Origin of the sequence: Diaphorobacter ruginosibacter, from assembly GCF_040396215.1 — a bacterium.
In the GTDB taxonomy this organism is placed as follows: domain Bacteria; phylum Pseudomonadota; class Gammaproteobacteria; order Burkholderiales; family Burkholderiaceae_C; genus Diaphorobacter_A; species Diaphorobacter_A ruginosibacter_A.
Genome location: NZ_JBEBOW010000146.1, coordinates 1 through 8,672, shown reverse-complemented (window position 1 = coordinate 8,672; position 8,672 = coordinate 1). Strand labels below are relative to the sequence as shown.

Genomic DNA, 8,672 nt, shown 5'->3' with positions numbered 1-8,672 from the left:
GGCCGAATTCCTTCATCAAGGCGCGTTCCTTGGCCTTGCTGATCTTCATGCGCAGCGGCTTGACCTTCTCGGTCGTCGCGGCTTGCTCCACAACCTCCGCTTCGGGTTCGCCCTCGAGATCGGATTCGATGTCCGACAGGTCGGCATCGTCGTCCATTGCCTCGTCGTCCTTGCCCTTGGCCTTGCGGCCGCGCTTGGCGGGGGCCTTGCTTTCAGCGGCGGCGGCCTTGGCCGGGCGGCCCGGGCGCTTCTTTGGCGTATCGCTGGCGGCGTCGTCGGCAGCGGCCTTGGCGCGGGCGGGCTTCTTCTTCAATTCTTCGGTGGCTTCTGCGGAAGCGGCAGATTTCTTGGCTGGCACGATCTTGGTTTCATCTTTCTTTGCCGCCTTGGCCGGCCTGGCCGCCGCCTTTGCGGCGGGGGCAGTCCTGGCGGCCTTGGGGGCGGATTTCACAGCAGCTTTGGAAACGGTCTTCACAGCAGTGCCTTGAGCAGTCTTGGCCGGCTTCGCGGACTTTTGAACGGGCATGTAGACAACCTCAGTACAAAAACGAACACACAAAGAAAACGCAAGCGCCAACTATCCCGGCGCGGGTAAGCAAGCTTGACAAAGGCCGTTGCCTTCGCAATGGAGGATCAGCGCGATCCCCGCTGGCAAGATGTCTGGGCGAACATTTGGTGTGCAGTCCTTGCGGTGGGGTAGGCTGTTGTGCGTGTTTGTCACGGGCGCCTGATCCGGAGGTGCTGCTGTCGCTCTTGCCGACAAGTCCTAAATTATACCTTTTACAGGCAATTCAAGGGCTTGACAGCTTGGGGTTTTCCAGAGTCTTTCGTCGATTTTGTAATTCTTTGTATTTTTGCAGCGCGTTCGGATCCTGGCTGGCGAGCTTGATGAGTTCGTTTTCCTGACGCCTGAGGCTGTCGATGAGCAGCCGGTCGAGAATACCGCGCAGCTCGCCCCGAAGCTCGTGCATGTCGCCCTCGGTCTGGGCATGAGAGCCCGTCATGAGCCTGCGCGCCAGCGCCTCGTGCTCGTGGCCTGCAAGCGATTGCTGAAGCACGGCCCACGATTGCGGGCCCAGTTCGTGCCACTGGCTTTCCAGCCACAGGAAGACCGGGCCATGCGGCGCGGGCAGGTCGCAGAGAATGGCGTGGTCTTCGTGCGTCAGCTCTTCCAGAAACTCCATGTGCGAGAGAACCAGGCGCAGCGCATGGTCTTCTCGCCGGGCGACCGCGTCGCGCGGCAGGGGCGGCTGGGGCGGGACGTAGGCGTCGCGTCCCCAGCGCTTCTTCCAGGCGCCGCTCCCGGCCTTGCGGAATTCCCTGCGCCCGTGCGGGCCGAAGCCGCCCTGGCCTGGCGCGAAAGAGTCGCCATCGCGCTCCCATGGCGCGGGATCGCCCATCTCCCAGGGCATGCCGTCATCGAACGGGCCGCCCCGCTCGGATGGGAAGCCGCCGCTGCCCGGCGCACCGGCGCCGCGCTGTCCCGGTTGCGGGGCCTGTTCGGACCATAGCTGGCCCAGGTCGGCGGCGGAGAGCTGTCCGAGTTCCCCCAATTCACCGAGCAGTTGCCGCTTGAGCGCGCCATCGGGCAGGCTGCTCCACAGCGGGCGCGCGTTGGCCAGCATGTGCGCGCGGCCCTCCGCGGTGCCCAGGTCGCAGGCTTCGCTGGCGGCCTCCACGAGAAAGCGGCTGAGCGGCGTGGCATCGCCCACGTGGCGCGCGAATGCATCCGGGCCGTATTCGCGCACGAAGCTGTCGGGGTCATGATCGCTGGGCAGGAACAGGAACTTCACGCTGCGCGTGTCGGAGGCATAGGCCAGCGCGCCATCGAGCGCCTTGCGCGCGGCGCGGCGGCCCGCGGCGTCGCCATCGAAGCTGAAGACGACCGTATCGGTGAAGCGGAACAGTTTGTGCACATGATCGGGCGTGCAGGCCGTTCCCAGCGTGGCGACGGCGTTCGGAAAACCCAGTTGCGCCAGCGCCACCACGTCCATATAGCCCTCGGTGACCAGCACGTAGCCCGCGTCGCGGATGGCATTGCGGGCCTCGAACAGGCCATACAGCTCGCGGCCCTTGTGGAAGACTTCCGTCTCCGGGGAGTTCAGGTACTTGGGCTTGTCGTCGCCGAGGACCCGCCCGCCGAATCCGATGCATTCGCCCTTGACGTTGCGGATGGGGAACATCACGCGATCGCGGAACCGGTCATAGCGCTTGCCGTCCTCGTCGCTGACGATCACGAGGCCGCTTTCCTCGAGCAGCGGGTCCTCATAGCTGGGAAAGACGCTCGCCAGATTGCGCCAGCCCTCGGGCGCGTAGCCCAGGCCGTACTTCTTGGCGATAGCGCCCGAGACGCCGCGTCCCTTGAAATATCCGATGGCGCGCGGCGATTCGCGCAGATGCCTGCGCCAGGATTCACCGGCCTTTTCGAGCACGTCGTTGAGCGTGGCCTGCTTCTTGCGCTGCGCGGCGGCCCGTTCACGGTCCTGGGGCGATGTGTTGTCGTCGTCCGGCACCTGCATGCCGGCTTTCTGCGCCAGGTCCTGCACCGCCTCGCGAAAGCCCAGGCCTGCGTGGTCCATCAGGAAACCGATCGCATTGCCGTTCTTGCCGCAGCCGAAGCAGTGATAGAACTGCTTGGACGGGCTGACGCTGAAAGACGGCGACTTCTCTCCGTGAAACGGACACAGCCCCATGTAGTTCGCGCCCGCTTTCTTGAGCTGCACGTAGTGGCCCACGACGTCCACGACGTCGGTGCGCGAGAGGAGATCCTGGATGAAGTTCTGAGGGATGGACACCAGGGTATTTTCGCCCAAGCCGGGCGTTCCCATCGGAATTTCATGGCCGATCGGGGCGGGCGCCGTTCGCGCCTCTCATGGTTTCCTCCCGGAACGTGTTGACGATCTCAGCTTCGCGTCAGCCGCGCCTGCTGTAATCTTCCGCTTGCGCCGATCCAGCCGCCGACCGCCGGATCGCATTGAAAACCAAGGAGCTAGTGTGACCCCCGGCATTTTCGAACAGCATCTTGACAAGAACGACGCCAACCATGCGCCGCTGACCCCTCTGTCCTTCATCGAACGCACCGCCGAGGTCTATCCGGCCCGCCCGGCGATCGTCTACGGCGATCTGCGCCGCACCTGGAGCGAGACTTACGCGCGCTGCCGGCAGCTGGCGAGCAGCCTGGCGCGGGCGGGCGTGGGCAAGAACGATACGGTGGCGGTGATGCTGCCCAACACGCCCCCGATGGTGGAGGCGCATTTCGGCGTGCCGATGTCGGGCGCCGTGCTCAATACGCTCAATACCCGCCTCGATCCCGAGACCATCGCGTTCATGCTCGATCATGGCGAAGCCAAGGTGCTGATCGTCGATCCGGAGTTCGCGCCCATCGTGGCCAGGGCGCTGCCGCTGCGCAAGCTGGACAGGCCGCTCCTCGTCATCGACGTGATCGACGACACCTACGGCCCGGCCGCGCAGCGCGTGGGCTCGCAGACCTACGACGACTTCGTCGCCGCGGGCGATGCCGGGTTCGCCTGGGCGCTGCCCGCCGACGAGTGGGACGCCATCGCCCTGAACTACACCAGCGGCACCACGGGCAATCCCAAGGGCGTGGTCTATCACCACCGCGGCGCGGCCATCAATGCGATCAGCAACGTGCTCGAATGGGACATGCCAAAGCACGCGGTGTATCTGTGGACGCTGCCCATGTTCCACTGCAACGGCTGGTGCTTTCCATGGACCGTGGCTGCCCGCGCGGGCGTCAACGTCTGCCTGCGCCGCGTGGAGGCGCAGGCCATCTTCGACGCCATCCGCCGCGACGGCGTCACGCATTACTGCGGCGCTCCCATCGTGCAGAGCCTGCTGGTGAACGCGCCAGCAGCCATGAAGGAGGGCGTGCCCGCCGGCGTGAAAGCGATGGTCGCCGGCGCGGCTCCGCCGGCTTCGATGATCGAAGGCATGGAGGCCATGGGTTTCGACATCACGCATGTCTATGGCTTGACGGAAACCTATGGCCCGGCAACCGTCTGCGCCAAGCATGGGGAATGGGACGACCTCGAAATCGGCGAGCGCGCGCGCCTGAACGCACGCCAGGGTGTGCGCTATCACCTGCAGCGTTCGGCGGCCGTGCTCGACCCCGAGACGATGGAGCCGGTGCCCCATGATGGCGAGACCATGGGCGAGATCATGTTCCAGGGCAATATCGCCATGAAGGGCTATCTGAAGAATCCCAAGGCCACCGACGAGGCTTTCCGTGGCGGCTGGTTCCACTCGGGCGATCTGGCGGTGCAGTACCCGGACGGCTATATCAAGATCAAGGATCGCAGCAAGGACATCATCATCTCGGGCGGCGAGAACATCTCCTCCATCGAGGTCGAGGACGTGCTGTACCGCCACCCCGACGTGCTGGCAGCGGCCGTGGTCGCCAAGCCCGACCCGAAGTGGGGCGAGACGCCCTGCGCCTTCATCGAGCTGAAGGCCGGCGCGCAGGCCACGGCGGAAGACATCGTGGCGCATTGCAAGAAGCATCTCGCCGGCTACAAGGTTCCACGCGCCGTGGTGTTCGGTGAACTGCCCAAGACCAGTACCGGCAAGATCCAGAAGTTCGAGCTGCGCAGGCAGGCCGGCTCCGCGAGCGCCATCGACGGCTGATCCGCCAGGAAAGCGAACGTATTCCGAGGGTGTGTCCGAAGAGAGGGGCACGCCCTTTTTTCGTTGCGGCCTCGTGCAACCACGGGCCTCTCGGGGTTTTTGGAATCGCCCAAGGGAAAACCATTAATCATTTGAAATAATTGGCATGTCACTAATTTGCAAGTGCAGTCAATTGAACATGCCGCTCTCCGAAACACCTCCTCTGCTTCAGGCCCGCCAGAACATGATGTTCCTGATGGGGCAGCTCAACCGGCAATGGCGCCGCGTGGTGGATCGCCGGCTGAGGCCGGTCGGCCTGACCGAGGCGACCTGGCTGCCATTGACACGCCTGGAGCGGGCGACCGGGCCGATGCGCCAGAAGGATCTGGCGGCTTCCCTGGGGCTGGACAGCTCGTCCGTCGTGCGCCTGCTCGACGGGCTGGAGGCAGCGGGGTTGATCGAGCGGGCCGGGCATGCGGATCGCCGCGCCAAGACCATCGACATCACTCCCAAGGGCGAGGACACGCTGCGCCAGGTGAAGCAATTGCTGCAGCAGGAACGCGGCGCGCTGTTCCAGGACATCCCGGAGGAAGACCTGCTAAAGGCCTTCGAGGTGATGAGCCTCCTTGGCGAGCGGCTGCTCCAGATGGAGCAGCCGGACGCCGCCGGAGCGTTGGCATGAGCGCGGATGCGGGGCAGGCGCGCGCCGTCCAACGCGCGCCGCTGTGGCTGCTGGTGATGATCACGCTGAGCGGAACGCTCGCCATGCACATGTTCGTGCCCGCGCTTCCTGACGCCGCGCGTTCCTTGAACGCGAGCAGCGCGGCGGTGCAGGCCACGATCGGCATCTATATCCTGGGGCTGGCGTTTGGCCAGCTGTTCTACGGCCCGCTGTCGGATGCCCTGGGGCGCCGCCCGCTGCTGATCACCGGACTGTCGCTGTATTTCGGCGCGGGCATCGTCGCGGCGCTGGCGCCCAATGTGGAGACGCTGGTGCTCGCGCGGCTGTTCCAGGCGCTTGGAGGCTGCGCCGGGCTGGCCCTGGGCCGCGCGATGGTGCGCGATACGACCACTTCCGACGAGGCCGTGCGCGCTCTGGCGCTGCTCAATCTCATCATGATGGTGGGGCCGGGCCTGGCCCCGTTGATCGGCTCGACCATGGTGGAGCTGGGTGGGTGGCGCATGGTGTTCGCGTTCCTCGCCGTGCTGGGAGCGATCACCCTGCTTCTGTGCTGGCGCATGGTGCCGGAGACGGGCCGCCCGAGCGGAGTGGTCAGCGTTTCGGTACTGGCGCGCGACTACACCTCGCTCCTGCGCTCACCCAAGTATCTGGGCTATGCCTTCGGCGGCGCGTGCGCCACCACGTCGATCTACGCATTCATCGCCGCGGCGCCCTTCGTGATCACCGAGCAGCTTCACCACCCGGTGCGCCACGTCGGCATATCGCTGGGCATCATCATGATCGGCATGGGCATCGGCAACGCGCTCACGCGCAGGCTGGTGCTCGACATTCCGGTCGAGCGCCTGCTGGTGATCGGCAACGGCATCAGCATCGCAAGCGCCGCCATCTTTCTCGGGCTTGAATTGATGGGGCGGCTCAACCTGCCGGCCATCGTTGTGCTGATGCTCTTCTTTGCGATGGGCTCCGGCACGGCCAGCCCGGCGGCCCTGTCCAAGACGCTGATGGTCGATGCGCACCACGTGGGCTCGGCGGCGGGCCTGTACGGGTTCTCGCAGATGGCGCTGGGAGCGCTGTTCACCCTGATGGTCGGCTGGGGGTCGAACCCGGCGCTGTCGTCCGCGGTGGTGCTGATCGCCGCTGCCGCGGTGGGGCAGGCGGGCGTGCAGTTCGCGATCCGCCAGGAGCGCAAGGAAGCCCGCTATCTCTCGGCTGGGGAAGGTATCTGAATTCTCGCGCGGCTATAGCAGCCACTCGATCGGCAGCCAGCCCAGGAACGTGACCAGCGCGCGGCTGTACCAGGTGGTGTGGGGCTCCAGCTCATACACCGGCGCGTCGGCGCTGGCGCCGCCGATCCAGCGCAGTTGACCATTCGCGCCGAGTTCCACGCGATAGGAAATCCGTGGCAGCTCGTTGTCGAAGATCTGCATCAGCTGCCGGGCCATTTCGGGGCTGTCGATCAGGAATCCCATCTCGGTGTTCAGATGCGCGGAGCGCGGATCGAAATTGAACGACCCCACGAACAGGCGCTCGCCATCGACGGCGAATGTCTTGGCGTGCAGGCTGGCGCCGGAACTGCCGAATTGCTGGAAGAACTTCTTGTCGGCGATTTCCGCATAGGGCGGCACGAGGCTTCGCATTTCGTAGAGCTCGACGCCACGCTCCAGCAATGCCTTGCGGCGCTTGCCATAGCCGGCGTGGACCGCGGGCACGTCCGTGGCCTCGAAGGAATTGGTGAGCACGCGCACTTTCACGCCATCCTCGACGAACTTGCCGAAGGCCTGCACTCCCACCGCGCGTGGCACGAAATAGGGGGACACCAGGTCGATGCTCGAGTGAATGGGGCCCAGCGCCCGCTCCAATTGGGGGAGGATCAGGTCGCTTGGTTGCGCAAGGCCGAGGCCCTTGGCCGGGTCGTCGCTCACCATGGTGATGCGCGCCCAGCGCATGGGCAGCGTATGGTCCATGAGCTGGCGCACGAACGGACTTTGCCGGATGCTCTCGGCGTACTCGGTTGCGCGAGGCGACGCGAGCAGCGCCTCGGTGCTGCCCGCCAGCGCCCGCAGGTCGGCCGGCTTCGCCTCGGGGAGGATGTCGCGCGCCGGATAGGCGCTGGCGCTGGCCCAGTAGCGATCGAAGTCAGAGGAGACATCCGCCACGACCGGGCCGACGGCCATCACATCCAGATCCGCGAAGAGCACGCCTTCGGTGGCGCCGAAGTATTCGTCGCCGATATTGCGCCCGCCGATGATGGTGGTGCGGTTGTCGGCGGTGAATGATTTGTTGTGCATGCGCCGGTTGGCCCGCCGCAGGTCGGCGAGGTAGCCCAGCACCTTGGGCTTGCGCAGCATGAATGGGTTGAACAGCCGCACCTCGATGAGGGGATGTTGTCCGAGAGCGGCCAGCTCGCGGTCCAGGCCCGCCGTGCCCACGTCGTCGATCAGCAGCCGCACGCGCACGCCGCGTTGGGCCGCGCCGAGCAGTTCTCCGAACAACAGGCTGCCGGTGATGTCGTTGCGCCAGATGTAGTACTGCACGTCCAGCGTGCGTTCCGCCACGCGGGCGAGGCCCACGCGCGCGGCAAAGGCGTCATGCGGGTCGTGCAGCGGATGCACGCCGCTCAGGCCCGGATGCTCGGCCAGTTCCTGCGCGATGCCGCGGCCCAGCGATGTCTGCTCGGCCTCCTGGGTGGGCAACGCCTGCGAGACGCTGCGGCCCTCCAGCGGCGGCAGGCCGCAGCCACACAGCGTGAACAGGCACGCCATGATCAATGCCGCCCGTGCGGCCAGGCGCGCGCCGCGGGGAGCGTGTTCCGAGCGGGGCGCTGCGGCGTTTGCGAGGCTGCTCATGACGTGATTGCGGCGCTGGCTGGCATGGGGCCAGCATACCAGCCTCGCCGCGCTTTTTCAGCAGGACGAGGTGTCCGCCGCGAGAGCACCACCACCGGCGTCGAGGCCCGCGAGCTGCAGCAATTCCCGCCAGCGTCCCGTCTCCACGGGAACGCCGTACGCCATGGAGTGCGCGCGCGCCTCGTGGCGGCGCGAGCCGGGCTGGCGCTTCTGGCCCGCATCCATCATGGCCGCAACCAGCGTTTCGCAGCGCTGCGCGAAGCCGCGACCGCTCGTGAGCGTGGGGTCGATGGCGATGATGAGCTGGCCCGTGCAGGGCGTCTGCGCTCCGGGGTGCCGGCTCCAGTCGAACTCGAACGAGAAATTGCCGCCCGTGAGCGCCGCCGCCAGCAGCTCCACCATCATCGACAGCGCCGAGCCCTTGTGCGCGCCATGCTCGCCGCCGAAGGGCAGCAGCGCGCCGCCGTCGAGGATCTCGCGCGGGCTGGTGGTGTGCCGGCCCCGGCTGTCCACGCCATAGC

General features: G+C 66.3%; 6 protein-coding genes and 1 pseudogene. 3 read left to right on the top strand and 4 right to left on the bottom strand.

The genetic code is table 11. From position 1 onward, the window contains the following. A pseudogene (locus tag ABWP92_RS14995) lies at nucleotides 1-526 on the bottom strand (RNA polymerase sigma factor RpoD); the annotation flags it as partial. Nucleotides 527-791: 265 nt separating this feature from the next. Continuing rightward, entirely contained in the window at nucleotides 792-2,795 is a 2,004-nt protein-coding gene (gene dnaG / locus ABWP92_RS14990) for a DNA primase (protein ID WP_353236199.1), read from the bottom strand. A 199-nt stretch (nucleotides 2,796-2,994) separates the two neighbouring features. Between dnaG and ABWP92_RS14985 the strand changes: the two genes are divergently transcribed. The 3 genes from ABWP92_RS14985 (at nucleotide 2,995) to ABWP92_RS14975 (ending at nucleotide 6,531) form a co-directional block, all read left to right on the top strand. Next, nucleotides 2,995-4,644: an acyl-CoA synthetase gene (locus ABWP92_RS14985; protein WP_353236197.1), complete on the top strand. Its 1,650-nt coding sequence runs from the start codon at nucleotides 2,995-2,997 to the stop codon at nucleotides 4,642-4,644. A 178-nt stretch (nucleotides 4,645-4,822) separates the two neighbouring features. Continuing rightward, the gene (locus tag ABWP92_RS14980; RefSeq protein WP_353236196.1) at nucleotides 4,823-5,305 is read left to right on the top strand and encodes a MarR family winged helix-turn-helix transcriptional regulator; all 483 of its coding nucleotides are present in this window, start codon (nucleotides 4,823-4,825) and stop codon (nucleotides 5,303-5,305) included. Beyond that, nucleotides 5,302-6,531, top strand: coding sequence for a multidrug effflux MFS transporter (locus ABWP92_RS14975; protein WP_353236195.1), 1,230 nt, complete (start codon nucleotides 5,302-5,304; stop codon nucleotides 6,529-6,531). Before ABWP92_RS14980 ends, ABWP92_RS14975 begins: the two co-directional genes overlap by 4 nt. Nucleotides 6,532-6,543: 12 nt before the next feature. On the opposite strand, the gene ABWP92_RS14970 is transcribed toward ABWP92_RS14975, so the two are convergent. Together ABWP92_RS14970 and ABWP92_RS14965 are read right to left on the bottom strand one after the other, a co-directional pair. Continuing rightward, the gene (locus ABWP92_RS14970; RefSeq protein WP_502907552.1) at nucleotides 6,544-8,151 is read right to left on the bottom strand and encodes a phospholipase D family protein; all 1,608 of its coding nucleotides are present in this window, start codon (nucleotides 8,149-8,151) and stop codon (nucleotides 6,544-6,546) included. Nucleotides 8,152-8,208: 57 nt separating this feature from the next. After that, nucleotides 8,209-8,672 (bottom strand): Ldh family oxidoreductase (locus ABWP92_RS14965; RefSeq protein WP_353236194.1); only part of this gene is annotated, 464 nt, incomplete at its 5' end.

Coding starts and splice junctions, on each gene's coding strand:
- ABWP92_RS14980 (WP_353236196.1), top strand. CDS start 4,823: ATGCCGCTCTCCGAAACACCTCCTCTGCTTCAGGCCCGCCAGAACATG.
- ABWP92_RS14970 (WP_502907552.1), bottom strand. CDS start 8,151: ATGAGCAGCCTCGCAAACGCCGCAGCGCCCCGCTCGGAACACGCTCCC.
- ABWP92_RS14975 (WP_353236195.1), top strand. CDS start 5,302: ATGAGCGCGGATGCGGGGCAGGCGCGCGCCGTCCAACGCGCGCCGCTG.